This is a genomic window from Natrinema salifodinae (genome assembly GCF_900110455.1).
GTDB lineage: Archaea > Halobacteriota > Halobacteria > Halobacteriales > Natrialbaceae > Natrinema > Natrinema salifodinae.
Genome location: NZ_FOIS01000001.1, coordinates 32222 through 48324, shown reverse-complemented (window position 1 = coordinate 48324; position 16103 = coordinate 32222). Strand labels below are relative to the sequence as shown.

At 67.4% G+C, this 16103-nt stretch carries 12 protein-coding genes; 4 read left to right on the top strand and 8 right to left on the bottom strand.

Annotated elements, in window-relative coordinates:
• Positions 1 to 50: 50 nt before the first annotated feature.
• Together BMY29_RS00235 and BMY29_RS00230 are read left to right on the top strand one after the other, a co-directional pair.
• Positions 51 to 2891 carry a DEAD/DEAH box helicase gene (locus BMY29_RS00235; protein ID WP_049990281.1) on the top strand — a complete coding sequence of 947 codons (2841 nt, stop codon included), beginning with the start codon at positions 51 to 53 and terminating at the stop codon, positions 2889 to 2891.
• A 92-nt stretch (positions 2892 to 2983) separates the two neighbouring features.
• Positions 2984 to 5050 carry a PAS domain-containing sensor histidine kinase gene (locus tag BMY29_RS00230; protein ID WP_074854636.1) on the top strand — a complete coding sequence of 689 codons (2067 nt, stop codon included), beginning with the start codon at positions 2984 to 2986 and terminating at the stop codon, positions 5048 to 5050.
• A gap of 36 nt (positions 5051 to 5086) precedes the next feature.
• Here the strand turns inward: BMY29_RS00230 and BMY29_RS00225 are convergent, their stop codons facing one another.
• Entirely contained in the window at positions 5087 to 6301 is a 1215-nt protein-coding gene (locus tag BMY29_RS00225; protein ID WP_049991654.1) for a polysaccharide deacetylase family protein, read from the bottom strand.
• 332 nt (positions 6302 to 6633) lie between these two features.
• Here BMY29_RS00225 and BMY29_RS00220 point away from each other — a divergent pair, with 332 nt between their 5' ends.
• Together BMY29_RS00220 and BMY29_RS00215 are read left to right on the top strand one after the other, a co-directional pair.
• On the top strand, positions 6634 to 7392 hold the full coding sequence (locus BMY29_RS00220; protein ID WP_049991655.1) for a protein sorting system archaetidylserine decarboxylase: 759 nt from the start codon (positions 6634 to 6636) through the stop codon (positions 7390 to 7392).
• Positions 7393 to 7698: 306 nt separating this feature from the next.
• The gene (locus tag BMY29_RS00215; protein ID WP_049991656.1) at positions 7699 to 7992 is read left to right on the top strand and encodes a DUF8028 family protein; all 294 of its coding nucleotides are present in this window, start codon (positions 7699 to 7701) and stop codon (positions 7990 to 7992) included.
• Positions 7993 to 8127: 135 nt separating this feature from the next.
• Here the strand turns inward: BMY29_RS00215 and BMY29_RS00210 are convergent, their stop codons facing one another.
• The 7 genes from BMY29_RS00210 to BMY29_RS00180 form a co-directional block, all read right to left on the bottom strand.
• On the bottom strand, positions 8128 to 9054 hold the full coding sequence (locus BMY29_RS00210) for a DMT family transporter (RefSeq protein ID WP_049991657.1): 927 nt from the start codon (positions 9052 to 9054) through the stop codon (positions 8128 to 8130).
• A gap of 208 nt (positions 9055 to 9262) precedes the next feature.
• Complete coding sequence (locus BMY29_RS00205) at positions 9263 to 9628, bottom strand: DUF7344 domain-containing protein (RefSeq protein ID WP_049991658.1); 366 nt, start codon at positions 9626 to 9628, stop codon at positions 9263 to 9265.
• Between the two features lie 201 nt (positions 9629 to 9829).
• The gene (locus tag BMY29_RS00200) at positions 9830 to 11146 is read right to left on the bottom strand and encodes an ABC transporter ATP-binding protein (RefSeq protein WP_049991659.1); all 1317 of its coding nucleotides are present in this window, start codon (positions 11144 to 11146) and stop codon (positions 9830 to 9832) included.
• A complete protein-coding gene (locus BMY29_RS00195) occupies positions 11143 to 12426 on the bottom strand; it encodes an ABC transporter ATP-binding protein (protein WP_049991660.1) in 1284 nt (427 codons plus the stop codon). The genes BMY29_RS00200 and BMY29_RS00195 overlap by 4 nt, the downstream gene beginning before the upstream one ends.
• Entirely contained in the window at positions 12423 to 13418 is a 996-nt protein-coding gene (locus BMY29_RS00190) for an ABC transporter permease (RefSeq protein ID WP_049991661.1), read from the bottom strand. The genes BMY29_RS00195 and BMY29_RS00190 overlap by 4 nt, the downstream gene beginning before the upstream one ends.
• Positions 13415 to 14431, bottom strand: a complete 1017-nt coding sequence (locus tag BMY29_RS00185) for an ABC transporter permease (RefSeq protein WP_049991662.1) — start codon at positions 14429 to 14431, stop codon at positions 13415 to 13417. Before BMY29_RS00185 ends, BMY29_RS00190 begins: the two co-directional genes overlap by 4 nt.
• A gap of 100 nt (positions 14432 to 14531) precedes the next feature.
• The gene (locus BMY29_RS00180) at positions 14532 to 16094 is read right to left on the bottom strand and encodes an ABC transporter substrate-binding protein (RefSeq protein WP_074854587.1); all 1563 of its coding nucleotides are present in this window, start codon (positions 16092 to 16094) and stop codon (positions 14532 to 14534) included.
• Between the last annotated feature and the right edge of the window lie 9 nt (positions 16095 to 16103).

Genomic DNA, 16103 nt, shown 5'->3' with positions numbered 1-16103 from the left:
GTTCACCGGAAACGTGGTACTTATCCGCCGCTCTCCCGTACCGTATTTCGATGATTGACGGGGACGTCGCGGCGTTTACGCACCTCGGCTCGACGGTTCGCGGGGCGCTCTCCGAACGGGGATTCTCGACGCCGACGGCACCGCAGCGCCTGGCCATCCCGCCGCTGTCGAGCGGCGAGAACACGCTGGTGATCGCGCCTACCGGGAGCGGCAAGACCGAGACGGCGATGCTGCCCGTCTTCGACCACCTGGTCGCCGACGGTGGCCCGCCGGAGGGGTTCGGCGCGCTCTACATCACCCCGCTGCGGGCGCTCAACCGCGACATGCGCGAGCGTCTGGAGTGGTGGGGCGACTACCTCGACCTCGAGGTCGACGTCCGCCACGGCGACACGACCCAGTATCAGCGGGGCAAACAGGCCGAGGACCCGCCGGACGTGCTGATCACGACGCCCGAGACCGTTCAGGCGATGCTCACCGGCGAGCGGCTGCGCGAGGCGCTACAGGACGTCTCCCACGTCGTGATCGACGAGGTCCACGAGCTCGCCGCGTCGAAGCGGGGCGCGCAGTTGGCGATCGGCCTCGAGCGGCTCCGCGACCTGGCGGGGCCGTTCCAGCGGATCGGTCTCTCTGCGACCGTCGGCGACCCCGAGGAAGTCGGACAGTTCCTCACCGGCGGCCGCCCCTGCGAGATCCGCGAGATTGACGTCGGGAGCAACGTCGACGTGACGGTCCGCGAGCCCGCGGTGACGGGGGAAGACGAGCGCCTGGCCGGCGAGCTTATGACCGAACCCGACACGGCCAGCCACGTCCGGCTGATCCGGGACCTGGTCGCCGACCACGAGTCGACGCTGATCTTCGTCAACACCCGCCAGACAGCGGAGGCGCTGGGCTCGCGATTCAAAGAGCTCGACCTGCCGATCGGGGTCCACCACGGGTCGCTCTCGAAGGAGGCCCGGATCGACGTCGAGGACCGGTTCAAGGCCGGCGAACTCGACGGCCTGCTGTGTACCTCCTCGATGGAACTGGGCATCGACGTCGGCCAGGTCGACCACGTAATCCAGTACAAGAGCCCCCGCCAGGTCACCCGGCTGCTCCAGCGGATCGGCCGCGCGGGCCACCGCCAGGACGCGGTCTCGGAGGGGACGATCGTGACGACCAGGCCCGACGACACGTTCGAGGCGCTGTCGATCGCCAGGCGGGCCCGCGACGGCGAGGTCGAGCCGGCGGCGATCCACGAGGGCAGCCTGGACGTGGTCGCGAACCAGCTGCCGGCGATCGTCCAGAGCCGCGGGGATACCTACGTCGACGAGGCCGTCGAGACGGTCACGCGGGCGTACCCGTTCCGGAACGTGCCCGAGGCGACGATCCGCGAAATCCTCTCGGAACTCCACCGCAACCGGATCCTGTGGTTCGACGAGGGCGAGGACCGCATCGAGACGACCGGCGGCACCTGGCAGTACGTCTACGCGAACCTCTCGATGATCCCCGACGAGGAGACCTACGAGGTCCACGACATCGCCTCGGGGACCCAGATCGGCACCTTAGACGAGCGGTTCGTCGTCAACTTCGCCCAGCCTGGCGAGGTGTTCGTCCAGCGCGGTGAGATGTGGCGGATCGCCGAGATCGACGACGAGGAGGGGCGGGTCAAGGTCAGTCCGATCGAGGACCCCGCGGGGGAAGTCCCGTCGTGGATCGGCCAGGAGATCCCGGTCCCCGCCGCGGTGGCGGGCGAGGTCGGCGAGATCCGCGCCGTCGCAGAGCCGCAGCTCGAGACGGGTGCGGACGCCGCGGCGATCGGCCGCGAACTCGCACACCGATATCCGGCCGACGAGTACACGCTCACGGAGGCCTGTACGCAGCTCGAGCGCCAGGTCGACGCCGAGACGCCGATGCCGACGGCGGATCGGCTCGTCTTAGAGCGCCGGGGGCGGACGATCGTGCTCAACGCCTGCTTCGGCCACACGGCCAACGAGACGCTCGGGCGGGTGCTCTCGGCCCTGCTGGGCCAGCGGGCCGGTTCCTCCGTCGGCCTCGAGACCGATCCCTACCGGATCGAACTCGAGGTGCCGAACTCGATCGCGACCAGCGACGTGATCGAGGTGCTCGAGGACACCGACCCGGACCACGTCGAGGCCATCGTCGAACTCGGGCTCAAGCGCTCGGACGCCCTCGCGTTCCGGCTCGCCCAGGTCTCGGCGAAGTTCGGCGCGCTCAAGCGCTGGCAGGGCCAGGGGTCGGGCCGCATCTCGAACGATCGCCTGCTGTCGGCCCTGGAGGAGACGCCGATGTACGAGGAGGCGATCCGAGAGGTGTTCCACGAGGACCTGAATATCGAGCGGGCGAGCGCGGTCCTCGAGCGAATCCAGTCCGACGACCTCGAACTTGTGACCCACCGCGGTCGCACGCCGGTCGGCCAGGGCGGTCGCTCCTCGAGCGGCAAGGAACTGCTCGCGCCGGAAAACGCCGACGCGAGCGTCATCAAGACGGTCCGCGAGCGGCTCCAGAACGACCGTGTCATCCTGCTGTGTACCCACTGCAAGGAGTGGAAGGCGAAGACGAAGGTCAAACGCGTTCCCGACCAACCCGAGTGCCCCGACTGCGGCTCGACCCGGATCGCGTCGCTGAACCCGTGGGCCGACGAGGTCGTCCAGGCCGTCCGCGCCGCGGAGAAAGACGAGGAGCAAGAGCAGATGACCGAGCGCGCGTTCCGCGCCGCGAGCCTGGTCCAGAGTCACGGCAAGCAGGCCGTGATCGCGATGGCCGCCCGCGGCGTCGGCCCGCACAACGCCGCCCGGATCATCAACAAGCTCCGCGAGGACGAGGACGAGTTCTATCGAGACATTCTCTCGAAGGAGCGCGAGTACGCCCGGACGCAGTCGTTCTGGGACTAGGGCTCCCGTCTGCCTCAGTCGGGAGTGATCGAATGCGGGAAGTGGTCCCGGGTTTCACAGACCTTATCTACGCTACGGTCGAAGCCACGACGATGGGATCCGGCCCGCCACACGAGTCCGCCCCCGAGGAGACCGGTGTTGACGTGGAGTCGACCGATTTCCGGATGGCGGGACTGCTCGAAGCGGCAGGGATCGCCTGCTTCCGAGCGACGCCGGCCGGAACGATCATCGCCGCCAACGACGCGTTTGCTCGGCTGACCGGCTACACGCGCGCCGAACTCCGCGACCGGTCGTTCGACGCACTCGTCGCCGACGAGGGGGAGGGGAAGGGTTTCGAGTCGCTGGTCGCGGCCCTCGACGACGGATCGCCGATCTCGGCGACGATCTCGCTTCGGACGAAAACGGAGACGCTTCCCTGTACCGTCCACCTCGAACGGGGGCCGAGTGCGGCCGGAACAGCGGCTGAGGTCGACCAGCAGCCGTCGATCACCGGGATCGTCCGACCCCGATCGGGCGACGGCGGGTCGGTGTCGGACGCCCGTTCCGAGCTCACGTACGGGCGAACCTTCGAGGCGCTCGCCGACGCGCTCCCCGACGGCATCATCGTTTTGGACACTGACAGCGATATCCAGTACGCTAACCCTGCCGTCGGGCGCATCCTCGGCTACGACCCCGACGAACTCGTCGGATCGAGCCAGGTCGAGATCATCCCGCAGCGGCTGCGCCAAACACACCTCTCCGCGCTCCAGCGGTACCTCGAGACCGGCGAGCGACACATCAACTGGACCTACGTCGAGCTCCCCGGCCAACACAAGGACGGACACGAGGTCCCGCTGGGCGTCTCGCTCAACGACTTCACTTACGACGGCGACCGCTACTTCGTCGGCCTCTTTCGGGACATCTCGCCGCGTAAACGGGCCGAACACACCCTAACCGAGAAGGTCGTTCAGCTCGAGTCGGTCTCGTATCTCGGTCGGTACGCCCTCGAGAACGCCGACATCGACGATCTCCTTCCGAAAGCAACCGAACTGGTCGCGGCCGCGCTCGACGCGGAATACGCGATTGTCCTCGAGCGCGAGGTGACAGGCCCGGACGCCGATGCCGACCGGCTTCGGGTCCGCGCCGATAACGACCCCGGCGCCTCGTTCGACGACGCCACGACGTCCGCGACGGCGCCGGACTCGCTGGCCGCCGCCACGCTGACGAACGACGGCCCGGTCGTCGTCGAGGACCTCGAAACAGACGACCGGTTCGACGGCCCGTCGTTGCTGACCGATCGCGACGTCCGCAGCGGCGTCAGCGTCTCCGTCGGCTCGTCGGCCGATCCGTGGGGCGTCCTCGGCGTCTACGACACCGACCGGCGGGAGTTCGCCGACCACGACGTCGACTTCCTCGAGAGCGTCGCGACGATTCTCGCGACCGCCATCGAACGCCAGGGGTACGAGCGTCGCCTTAACGAAACCGTGGCGGACCTCGAAGCCTCGAACGAGCGGTTAGAGCAGTTCGCCTACGCCGCCTCCCACGACCTGCAGGAACCCCTCCGAATGGTCTCGAGCTACCTGCAGCTGATCGAGAACCGGTATGCCGACGACCTCGACGCTGACGGCCGGGAGTTCATCGAGTACGCCGTCGACGGCGCCGACCGCATGCGCGGGATGATCGACGGGCTCTTAGAGTACTCCCGAATCGACTCGCAGGGCGATCCGTTCGAGCCCGTCGATCTCGACGACGTGCTCGACGACGTCCTGACCGACCTTCAGGTGATGATCGAGCAGGAAGCCGCCGAGATCACGACCGAGTCGTTACCCGCGGTCCAGGGCGACCCGCGACAGCTTCGCCAACTGTTCCAGAACCTGCTGTCGAACGCCATCGAGTACAGCGGCGACGACCCCCCGCGGATCCACGTCGGGGTCGATCGCAGCGGCCGGACCTGGGAACTATCGGTCGCCGACGAGGGAATCGGAATCGATCCCGACGAGCAGGACCGCGTCTTCCGGGTGTTCCAGCGGCTCCACAGCCGCGAGGAGTACGACGGCACCGGCATCGGCCTGGCGCTCTGTCGTCGCATCGTCGAGCGCCACGGCGGCCGCATCTGGGTCGACTCCGAGCCAGGCGAGGGGTCGACGTTCACGTTCACGATCCCGGTCGGCGGCCGGTAATCGCGACGGGAGCGGGCTCGATCGGAGGCGACGGCGTTACGCGTGGATGTCCTCGGGGAGGATCACCTCGAGATCGCCGGCGGACTCGAGTTCGTCGAGGTGCGCGACCGTCTCCTCGAGGACCGACCGGCTTCCGTTGTCGAGTTCGCCGAAGGAAATCGCCGTGATGCCGCCGAGTTCGGCGGTCAGATCGAGGGCCGTCCGCGCCTGGCTGGCGCTGGGACTGGAGACGCGCGGACAGAGGTGCGGATTCGCGGGCTCCCCGTGGGACGGGTAGCGGCCGGCGAAGGCGACCTCGTGGTGGTCGGCGACGAGGTCGAGGACGTCGCCGTCGTATCGGTCGAGCGGATAGGAGAAGTATTGCGCGCCGTCTTCGAAGCCCTCGTCTTCGAGCCAGTCGACGGCGTCGCTGATCTCGGCTTCGGGGTCGCGGTCATCGGACGGATCGACCAGGTTCAGACCCCGCGCCGAGTAGCTCCCGATCGTCCAGCCGGCGTCGGCCAGTTCGCCTACCTGGTCGCGGATGAGGTGGTCACCCTGAGCGGACTCGTCCTCGCGGATCCGCTCTGTCGTGAGGAACGACACCGCGGGGTAGTCGTACTCCTCGAGGACAGGCAGCGCGTGCGTGTAGTCGGACTCGTAGCCGCCGTCGAACTGGAGCATGACCTGGCCGGGCTCCGGAGCGTCGGCGAACCGGAGGTCGTCGATCCAGACCGATCCCTTGTCGTCCTCGCCCGTCCAGCGGATGAGCTGGATCTCCGCCACCGCGCTCAGGTCCGGCTCGCCCTCGAGACTGCTAATCCCGAAGTTACACTGCGCGAGCGGCGTTCCGGCGTGCATCCGCTGGCGGAAGTCGATCCGGTCGCCGTCCTCGTCGATCAGCTGGATGACGACGTCGGCCTCCTCCTCCGTCGAGATCGCCAGGCTCGGCCGCACGCCCGAGAAGTCACGAGGTTCCGACAGCTCCTGGACGAGCCGAATCTGGTCGTCGCCATCTCCCGCCTCGAGGCGGGCGGACTGGGTGCCGGTGGCCGAGCGCTCCTCGTCCGCGGTGAGCGTGCCGATCTCTGCGGTCCACTGATCCAGTTCCTCGAAGTCGTCGAACGTCTCGGGTTCCGCGTTGTCTCCGTCCGATCCCCCGTCGTCCGATTCGGACTCGTCGCCCGGAGTAGCCTCGTTCGCCTCTTCGCTGCTCGAACAACCCGCCAGAACGGCCGCAGCGGCCGCGCCGAGGTACGTTCGTCGTTTCATTGCTGTGACCGCTTGCGGCACGAAGAGCCACATTGTTATTCTCGGTTGACGACACGACAGGAGTCCCACTAGTGTCCGAAAAACGCGGTCCGAAACGGCTGATCGGACGAGAACAGTGGCCGTAACTGAAGAATCGTCCGGTAGGACCGGCGGCATTGTGTAGTAGCCGAATACCCGGCTACAGGGTCCCCGAACGCGGCTTCGGTTTCGCCGTGCCACGTTGTACGTCTCGGTCGTCTCACCTACGGAGCCGCTACAGGACGGTTGGGTGGCTGCTACAGTTCGGGTCTCGATCCGTAACGGCCATACGATCCGATCCCGTCACCTAGCCCATGAACGTCGCGCCGGGGGCCTGGAAGTACGCGATCCTCCCTCTGCTCGCAGCCCCGTTTGCCCTCCTTTACAGCGCCACCGTCGGCCTGGTCGCCCTGGCGGTCGGCGTCGGAACCCTCGCGTTCTTCCGCGATCCCGAACGCACCCCGCCGCCGACCGGCGTCGTCTCGCCGGCCGACGGCACTGTCTCCGTGCTCCGCGAGGAGGGCGATCGGGTCCGCCTGGGTGTCTTCATGAACGTCTGGCACGTCCACGTCGTCCGCGCGCCCTTCGACGGACGCGTTACCGACGTCGAACACGTCTCCGGCGCGAACCGGCCCGCCTTCTCGAAGGAATCGGATCGCAACGAACGCGTCCACGTCCGCCTCGCGACCGACTCGCCGAACCTGCCGTCGACTGGCGACGAGGACGAACCGGCGACGGTCGCGGACGACGGCGGCGAGCCGGTCGCGGACGATCCGACCGCCCACCCTGACGAGCCGGCCCACGACGCCGAAGTCACGCTGATCGCCGGCGCGTTCGCCCGCCGCATCCACCCCTACGCCGAGCGCGGCGACGACCTCGAGCGCGGCGAGCGCATCGGCCACATCGCCTTCGGGAGCCGGGTCGACCTCCTCTTCCCGCCCGCGGTCGACATCGAGGACGTCGCGGTCGACGTCGGCGATTCCATGACCGCCGGCGAGAGCGTCGTGCTCGACTCGCCTGGCGACGCGTTAGACGACGATTTCGGGCTCGACGCCGACGGACCGACCAACTGATGGACTCGGTCGGTCGAGGGATCCCCTCCTGACGGAACCGGATACTCGGACCGGCCGGGTATTCCGATTACCGCCATATCGATAGCCGATATCCGATATCGGCCGGCCAACCTCGGCGTAGTCGAACGCGACGGGGACGCGTCGGCGCGGCTCCGTGCGAGCCGTTTTTGCTGACTGGAACAAAATATTTCTCGAGTAAACGAGCCGTTCAGCCGGGTATATCTCGTTGAATCCGCGGTAACTGATCCGAACGGTCGGCCCGGTATTTGCGGCATCGGGCCAAACGAAATCCCGTAGGTGATTCTGATGGCGAGTTCATCCCCGCTCCGCGAGCGACGATCCGCCGGTTCGAGATCGAGTTCGAATTCGAACGCCCCGGACGACCGCGAGGACGAGGACCACGGCGTCCTCGAACGCGCGGCGCCGGAACTCGCCACGCCGATCCGCGCGGCGGGCTTCTGGACGGCGATCGTCTTCCCGGTCCTCTACCTCCCGTTGCTCGCGACCGGGCTGTCGTCCTCGCTGGAAGGCGGCGTCTTTCTCGCTCTGATACTCGGGAATCTCCTCGCGTTGTACGTCGGACACGCGTACCGCCAGTGATTCCGGCCGCGGGTCCGTCGCGTCCGTTGCTTCCGTCGTACGTTTCTCCGATTCCGTCCGTTCGCGTGGCCGTAGGCGATGCCTACGGCAGGCGAAACGGCCGCTCGCGGCCGTCGGTGCCGTCGATCGCGCCGCTCACTCGCTCGAGCCCCGGGACCGAACGTGGCCGAACTCCCGCCGGATCGCGCGCCGCTTGACGAGCAGGAACCCCACCGCGATCAGCCCGAATCCGATCAGGGTCGCCGCGTCGACGACCTCGTCGAGGTAGAGCCAGCCGACCACCGCGGTGACGATCGGCGCGACGTACGACACCATGTTGATCTCGACGGCCCCGAGTCGATCGAGCAGGTCGAAGTAGATGAGGAAGCCGACCGCGCTCGCGCCCAGCGAGAGGTACGCGAGCGCGCCGAGCGCCTCGGGGTGGACCCACGCCGACGGCTCGACCGGTTCGCCGATCGCCAGGCTCACGAGATGCATCACGGCCGCGCCGCCGAGCATCGACCAGGCCTCCATGGTTTCGATCGGGAGCCCGGCGTCGATACGACGGGTGAGGACGCTACCGAGCGCGAACGCCGCCGCGGCACAGAAGACCAGGCCCTTCGCGACCGAGTCGGCCGCCAGCAGGTTCGCGGGATCGGGCTGGACGATGACGCCGACGCCGACCAGGCCGACGACGACGCCGACGACGCCCGCCGGCGAGAGCGCGTCCGATGGGACGAGCAGGCGCGCGAACCCGGTGCTCAGGACCGGCGAGAGACTTACCAGGATCGCGGCTGCGGCGGCCGTCGTGTTCAGTTGGCCGATAAAGAGGAGCGCGTGATAGGCCGCGATCAGCAACACCGCGCCGACGGCGACCTGCGCCCATTCGGCTCGATCGCTGGGTCGCCAGGCGTCGACGGCGTAGGCGGCGTAACCGAGCATCAGCAGGCCGGCGACGTCGTAGCGCAGCGCCGCGAACAGGACCGGCGGGAGATAGGAGAGGCCGGCGCTGATCGCGACGAACGCGGATCCCCACAGCGTTGCGAGTATCAGAAACAGTGCGAGATTTCGGTACCGGCTCACAGTGGCAGTCTCGCTAGGGTTCCCCTATTGGTTTCGATTCGAAATTACCGCGGCGGTGAACGGTCAGCATATCGAACGATCGGAGCCGAACGAGGGGCGGAAAGCGCGCAAGCGTGGCAGGACGACGGTCGAGAGCGAACGTCCGGCTATCGAACCGGCGGAGAACGGACGGGGCAGTGCGGACCGGACTGGAACGGACCGACTCGACTCAGAGCGGAGGCAGTTCGCGGAGTTCGCGCTCCTCCTCGGTCTGGCGGAACTGCTCGAGCAGGGGCTTGATGTCCTCGAACCCCTCGGTCAGCACGATGTCGCCGCTCCGGAGGTCGTACTCGATGATGTCGTAGTCCGCGAGTCGCGGCAGGTGGTTGTGGACCAGCGAGACGTAGACGCGCTGTCTGGTCTCCTTGTCGATCGCCTCGGGATGGGCGTCGAGTTCCCAGGCGGCGACCTGCGTGATGACGTCCTCGAGGTTGACGGTCCGATCGTCCGCTAACTGATAGAGCAGAAACCGCCGTTCCGACTCCGCGAGCAGCGAGCAGGCGGCTTCCATCCGACTGCCGTTCGTTTGGTTCATACCTGTACCAAACACGCAGCGGTATTACACCTGCTGCCAATACAGATTGGGTCCCCGCAAACGGTGTTTCGTCCCCGACCACGGGACAGAATCGGTACGGGCCCGCAAACGCCGGAATACGCCGAAATACGGCGTTCTATCCATTCTATTGACTGTCTCGCGTACCGACTGACGCCGGCAATAGCCGGGTCGCCGATGTCGTCACCGCCAGGTGGCGGGCTCGGGCGTCCGCTCGCTCGCCTCGCCGTAGCAGTGACAGGCCACGGGGTGACCGTCATCCCCGAGTCCGGGATGGGATCGCTCGCAGACGCTCTCGTATTTGGCCTGCAATCGCTCGGCGGCCGCCTCCCAGTCCGCCGCCGCCAGGTCGGCCAGCGCGTCCTCGACGACCGCGTCGTGGCGGGGCGGCAGATCGACGTCGACCAGGCGTGCCTTCAGCGTCGCGACGAACGCGGGTACCTCGTCGTCGGGGACGCCGCCGTCGTCGGTTTCGAACCGATTACCCTCGCCGACCGACTCGAGGGAGATATCGCGCCGCTCGATCCGCTCGCGCAGCGTCATGAGGACGCGGTAGACGTCTTGGTCGATCTCGAGATCGGCCGGCGGGATCACCAGCGGACACCGGGTGCGGAACCGACAGCCGCTGGGCGGGTCCCGCGGCGAGGGGACGTCGCCGGCCAGCGTCTCCCGGTCGCGCTCCCGTTCGTCCGTCGAGGCCCGCGGGATGCTCTCGAGCAGCGCCCGCGTGTAGGGGTGTTTCGGCGCCTCGAACAGTTCCTCGACGGGGCCAATCTCGACGATCTCGCCGAGGTACATCACGGCCACGCGATCGCAGACGTGCCGGATGACCGAGAGGTCGTGGCTGATCAGCAGGTAGGTCAGGTCGAACTCGTCCTGAAGGTCGTCGAGCAGGTTCAGCACCTGCGCCTGAACCGAGACGTCGAGCGCCGAGGTCGGCTCGTCGAGCACGACGAAGTCGGGTTCCAAGGCGAGCGCGCGGGCGATGCCGATCCGCTGGCGCTGCCCGCCGGAGAACTCGTGAGGGTAGCGGTCGAGCTGATCGGCCGAGAGTCCCACGCGCTCGAGCAGGTCCCGCACCCCCTCTCGTCGCTCCGCGTCGGTGCCGACGTCGTGGATGTCCAGGGGCTGCCTGACGATGTCGCCGACGGTCATCCGCGGGTCGAGACTCGAGAACGGGTCCTGAAAGACGATCTGGGCCGCGTTCCGGAACGCGTCGAGACGGTCCCCGCCGAGGTCGTAGACGTTCTCGCCGTCGAACTCGACCCGGCCGTCGGTCGGCTCCCGGAGGCGCAACAGCGTCTCGCCGGCCGTCGACTTCCCGCAGCCGGACTCGCCGACCAGGCCGAGCGTCTCGCCCTCGTAGATGTCGAAGCTGACGCCGTCGACGGCGCGAACGGGGACGGGCTCGTCGCCCAGCAGCCGGTCGAGCAGCGAGTCGTTCTCCCAGAAGTACTTTTGCAGGTCGTCGACGCGAACGAGCGGCTCGTCGGCGCTCACTGGTGTTCACCTCCGGTGGTCTCGGCCGGCGGATGCCGTCGCTCTTCGGGCGGCTCCTCCTCGGGTTCCTCCGGGCCCGCGTGTTTGTCGGCGGCAGGCCGTTCCGTCTCGTCGAAGTAGCCCTCCGGCAGCGCCCTTGCCGGATCGTACTCCATCTCGGCGAGGACACAGCGCGCCTGGTGGTGCTCGCTGCCCGCGGCCGGGTACTCGGGGGGATGCTCGAGGCAGTCCGCCATGGCCTTCGGACAGCGGTCGGCGAAGTGACACCGGTCGCCCATCTCCGCGTCGAGCAGGCTGGGGACGTTGCCCGGAATCGGGTCGAGGCGTCCGCGCACGCCTTCGAGATCGGGGATCGACCCGAGCAGGCCCTCGGTGTAGGGGTGGACCCGGTCGTCGAAGACGTCCGCGAGGGTGCCCCGTTCGACGATCTCGCCGGCGTACATGACGCCGACGCGGTCGCACATCCGCGCGACGACGCCCAGATTGTGCGTGATCAAGAGGATCGTCATCCCGGTCTCGCGCTGGAGGTCGTCGAGCAGATCTAAGATCTGGGCCTGGATGGTTACGTCCAGAGCCGTCGTCGGCTCGTCGGCGATCAGCACGTCCGGCTCGCCGGCCAGCGCCTGGGCGATCATCGCCCGCTGGAGCATCCCCCCGGAGTACTCGTGGGGGTACTCGTCGGCCCGCTCGACCGGGTCGGGGATGCCGACCAGTTCGAGCAGTTCGATCGCCCGCTCGCGGCTCTCCTCGCTGACGTATCGCCGGGAGGGAAGCATCGCCGAGAGGACGAAATTGCCCAGCGAGTACTCGGACGACTTCGTTCGGGCCCGCGTCGACCGCGGGGTCGCGCTGGCCCGCCGCTGGACCTCCACGGCCTCAGCGAGCTGTTCTCCCACCGTGAGGCTCGGGTTGAAACTGCTCTCGGGGTCCTGGAAGATCATGCTGAAGGACGTCCCCCGGAGCGACCGCCGGAGCCGCTCGGGGACCGCCCGAAGGTCGACGAAGTCACCGTCGACCGCCCCGGGGTGGTCCTCGCGGACCGCCGCGGCCAACTCTGCGTCGTTGAACCGGATCGTCCCGTCGGTGATCTCGCCTGGCGACTCGATCAGGTCGACGATCGACCTGGCGGTGACGCTCTTCCCGGAACCGCTCTCGCCGACGATACCGAAGACCTCGCCGCGCTCGATCCGCAGGTCGAGGTCGTCGACGGCGTTTACCTGTCCCTCTTGCGTGAAGAATCGCGTCGAAAGCCTGTTGACTCGGAGTATGTCTTCCGTCATCGTCCTTCTCCCTCGATGTTCGGGTCCAGTGCGTCGCGGAACCAGTCGCCCAGCAGGTTGACGCTGATCACCGACAGGACGATCCCGATCCCCGGAACCGTCGCGATCCACCACCGCGAGTACAGGTAGTCCTGCCCCCGCTGGATCTCGTACCCCCACGAGAGCGTCGTCCCGGAGAACCCGAGGAACGACAGCGAACTCTCGAGGAGGATCACTGCAGCCACCTGGATCGTCGCGAGTACGATCACCGGCGTGAGGCTGTTCGGCAGGACGTGTTTCAGTAGGATCGTCCGGTCGCTCGCGCCGAGGCTCCGCGCGGCCGTGACGTACTCCTCGTTGCGGATCGACAGCGCTTCGCCGCGGGCCACGCGGGCGAACCAGACCCACGTGACCAGCGCGACGACGATCGTCACGGTCCCCGGGATGGTCGTGCTCGCCGGCATCCCGTCGGCCAGGCCGGCCGTCACGATCGGATCGGGGACGCTGAACCCGGCCGTCCCGAAGACGCCGATCAGGGCGAGCGCGAGCACGAGCGACGGGAACGCGAGCATCACGTCGGCGATCCGCATCATCGCGTCGTCGACGCGTCCCCCGTAGTAGCCCGCGATCAGGCCGAACGGGACGCCGATGAGCACCGCGAGCCCGGTGCCCAGCAGGCCGACCAGCAGCGACGTCCGCGCGCCGTAGACCAGGCGAGAGAAGACGTCCTGGCCGATGTTGTTCGTCCCGAGAATGTGCTCGCTCGTCGGTTCGACCTCGACGTCGACGAACTCGCCGTCCTCGCCGATCTGGGTGGTGTACTCGGTCCCGAGCGGCGGGTACTCGTTGCCGTTCTCGTCGAGATACCCCGTCCGCGTCGGGTTGTGAGTCGCGAGCAGCGGTGCGAAGACGGCCATGAACAGGATCAGGGCCAGGAGGACGAGCCCCAGTTTCGCCAGCAGGCTCCGTCGGAACTCCCGTCCCAGGTTCGCTTTGAGTCGGTCCGGAATCATTCGTCGGTCACCCGCGGATCGAGCGATGCGTAGAGCGTGTCGACGGCGATGTTGATCAGGACGAAGCCGATGCCGATGAAGACGATGATCCCCTGCATGAGCGGCCAGTCACGGGAGTTGAGCGCCTGGATGAGCCGGTCGCCGAGTCCGGGCCAGTTAAAGACGGTCTCCGTGATGACGGCCCCGCCGATCAGCGTTCCGAGCTGGAGCCCGAGCACGGTGATAATCGGGATCATCGTGTTCCGCAGCACGTGCTTGTATCGGATCAGCGCGCCCGGCAGCCCCTTCGCCTCGGTCGCCGCGACGTAGGGCTTGCCGAGTTCGTCGATCATGCCGCTGCGGGTCAGCCGCGTGATCAGGGCCGTGAAGTAGGTCCCGAGCGTGATGGCCGGCAGCGCGATGTGGCGTAGCCAGGTGAAGAGGCCGCCGGCGTTGCCGGTCGTCGCGAGCGTGAGCGCGGCCTCGCCGAGCCCGACCGGTCGGCGACCGGTCGGGAACGAGAACCCGAGGATCGCCTCCATCGGGTCCTGAAACCGAACGGCGAAGAGGAGGATGAGCATCAGTCCCAGCCAGAAGTTCGGCGTCGAGATGCCGACCAGCGAGAACAGCGTCGCCCCGTAGTCGGCCGGCTCGTTCCGGCGGGACGCGCTGACCACGCCGAGCGGCACCGCGATGACGATCGCGATGACCGTCGCCGCGACGGCCAACTCGAGGGTTGCCGGGATCCGCTCGACGACCATCGCCTCGACTTCCCGACCCGACTGGAACGAGTAGCCGAAGTCGCCGACGACCATCCCCCGTACGTAGTCGAAGTACTGGACGTATATCGGTTCGTTCAGTCCGTACTGTTCGCGGACCTGGTCGCGGATCGCCGGATCGGCCGCCTCTCCCACGATAAGATTGGCGGGATCGCCTGGCGAGACCGCTCGCAGTCCGAACATGACGGTGACCACTCCCCAGACGACGAACACGCCCTGGAGGAGTCGCGTTAGCAGGAACTTTGCGAGGGACATCTGACGTTCGTTGATCGAGGGTAGGCGGGTGCGACCGCGACTGCGGGTCCGTACCGTCGGTAACCGGTTCCGGTTCGCTCTCCGATGCGGATGACCGCGCTCACGTGTTCATCTCCCAGACCCAGACGCTCTCGTCCTCGCGAGGGTCCCATTCGACGTCCTCGTGGACGCCGTAGATGCTCTCCTGGAGGTGGAGGAAGATCCACGGCGCCTTCTCGCGGGCCATCTCGTTTACCGCCTGGAGCTGCTGTTCGCGCTCCTCGGGATCCTCGATCCCCTTGCTCTCCTCGATCGCCTGGTCGAGTTCCTCGTCGCGGAAGCTCTGGACGCCGCCGCCCTCCTGGAAGAACCCGGAGACGCCGTAGTCGGCGTCGCCGGTGATGACGCCCCAGCCGATCATGAAGAACGGGATCTCGTAGTCGTCCATACCCGCGGAGTTGGCGTCGGAGACGACCCCGAAGTCGACGACGTCAGCGCTGCAGCTGACGGTCTCGAGCTGATCGATCTGGTCGGCGACGGTCTCGGCGACGTCGGCGTCGTTGAGGTATCGCCCCTGCGGAGCGACCAGTTCGATCTCGACCCCGCCGTACCCGCTCTCCTCGACGAGTTGCTCCGCCTGGTCGGGATCGTGCGGATACGGATCGAGGTCGGGGTTGTACCCGTTGACCCCCGGCGGCGTGGGCTGGCTCATCGGTTCGCCGAAACTGCTGAGGACGTTGTCGATGACCGCCTGGTTGTCGACGGCGTAGTTCATCGCCTGGCGGAACGCCTGGCTGTCGAAGGGCTCCGACTCGTTTTTCATCGGGCAGAAGATGTTCCGGAAGCTGGTCACGCGGCGGGCCTCGGTATCCTGTTCGTCGTTGACCCGCTGGACGTCCTCCGGGAGGACGTTGATGGTGAGGTCGGACTCGCCGGCCTCGAGCGCCGAGACGCGGCCGCTTGACTCTTCGTCGGCGTTGAACACGAGCCGCTCGACCGGCGGGTCCTCGCCCCAGTAGTCGTCGAATGTTTCGAGTTCGATTCGGGTGCCTGGCGTGAAGTCGACGACCTCGTACGGCCCGGTGCCGTTGAACACGTCGGCGGAGTCGCCGGTGATCTCGTCGTCTTCAGCGCCCAGTTCCTGTGCCCACTCGGCGTTCATCGCGCGGGCGTAGTTCCCGAACTCGTACTCCGCCAGCGCCGACGCGCCGCTGTACTCGAACCGGACGGTGTGTTCGTCGACGGGCTCCGCGCCCTCGATCGACCCTAGACCGGCGACTTGCGAGGACGCAGTGCCGAACTCCGGGTCGATCTGCCGGCGCAGCGTGAAGACGACGTCCTCGGCGGTCAGGTCCTGTCCGTCGTGGAACTGGACGTCGTCGCGCAGCATCAGGTCGACTGCCCCGTCGTCGTGTTCCCAGTCTTCGATGACGCGGGGTTCAGGCGCCTCGCCTGGTTCGATGTTAAACAGCGGCTCGTAGACGTGATCGAAGACGTCGAAGTAGTCGCCCGTGATGTGGTCGATCGGATCGACGGTGTCCGGAAACTGCGACAGCGTGATAACGATTTCGTCGGTGTCGTCGCCTTCCTCACCGAGACAGCCGGCAACCGCCACCACTGACGATGCACCCGCGGCCGTTAGGAACGACCGCCGCGTTGAACGTTGGCTAGTATCCCACGACATAACCCAACA

Bases quoted from the DNA above. Each gene is read 5' to 3' on its own strand.
- BMY29_RS00235 (WP_049990281.1), top strand. From the start codon at position 51: ATGATTGACGGGGACGTCGCGGCGTTTACGCACCTCGGCTCGACGGTT.
- BMY29_RS00230 (WP_074854636.1), top strand. From the start codon at position 2,984: ATGGGATCCGGCCCGCCACACGAGTCCGCCCCCGAGGAGACCGGTGTT.
- BMY29_RS00225 (WP_049991654.1), bottom strand. From the start codon at position 6,301: ATGAAACGACGAACGTACCTCGGCGCGGCCGCTGCGGCCGTTCTGGCG.
- BMY29_RS00220 (WP_049991655.1), top strand. From the start codon at position 6,634: ATGAACGTCGCGCCGGGGGCCTGGAAGTACGCGATCCTCCCTCTGCTC.
- BMY29_RS00215 (WP_049991656.1), top strand. From the start codon at position 7,699: ATGGCGAGTTCATCCCCGCTCCGCGAGCGACGATCCGCCGGTTCGAGA.
- BMY29_RS00205 (WP_049991658.1), bottom strand. From the start codon at position 9,628: ATGAACCAAACGAACGGCAGTCGGATGGAAGCCGCCTGCTCGCTGCTC.
- BMY29_RS00195 (WP_049991660.1), bottom strand. From the start codon at position 12,426: ATGACGGAAGACATACTCCGAGTCAACAGGCTTTCGACGCGATTCTTC.
- BMY29_RS00190 (WP_049991661.1), bottom strand. From the start codon at position 13,418: ATGATTCCGGACCGACTCAAAGCGAACCTGGGACGGGAGTTCCGACGG.
- BMY29_RS00185 (WP_049991662.1), bottom strand. From the start codon at position 14,431: ATGTCCCTCGCAAAGTTCCTGCTAACGCGACTCCTCCAGGGCGTGTTC.
- BMY29_RS00180 (WP_074854587.1), bottom strand. From the start codon at position 16,094: ATGTCGTGGGATACTAGCCAACGTTCAACGCGGCGGTCGTTCCTAACG.